Here is a 472-nt window from a genome sequence, read left to right on the forward strand (position 1 = left end):
TGAAAGTCTATTTGCCTGTTTTCGGATTTATTTGTTGGGTGGTGGATTTCGTGGGCAAAGCCCACGCTACTTGGGTTATCCCAAATCTGCCTTGATTGAAGAAAAGGTCGTCGGAAAACGGGGAAATCATTTTTCAGACGACCTTTCCGCTTATTAACTTATTGATACCAAGGAAAAACAAATTCCTGCTTGTAGGTTAAAATCAGCATATGCTAATATGCGCAACAACAGGTGTTTCCAGAATAATCTGTGCTAAAATGCAGGATTAGATGGAAAACTCTATCCAAATTAGGTACAATACCGACGAATTATTTCCCTTAAACAACCTGCCGCAGGGCGAAAAGGAACGACTGACATGTCGAACATCGAACGACAAGTTAAAAAAATTGTTGCTGAACAACGGGGCGTAAACGAAGCCGAAGTGAAAAACGAATCCTCTTTCCAAGACGATTTGGGTGCTGACTCTCTGGAC

1 protein-coding gene is annotated in these 472 nt (G+C 41.7%); it reads left to right on the forward strand.

Annotated elements, in window-relative coordinates; all coding sequences use genetic code 11:
- Positions 1–355 precede the first annotated feature (355 nt).
- Positions 356–472 (forward strand): acyl carrier protein (locus ACTHUM_RS19300; RefSeq protein ID WP_440403902.1); only part of this gene is annotated, 117 nt, incomplete at its 3' end.

The organism is Neisseria sp. P0021.S006 (genome assembly GCF_051956895.1).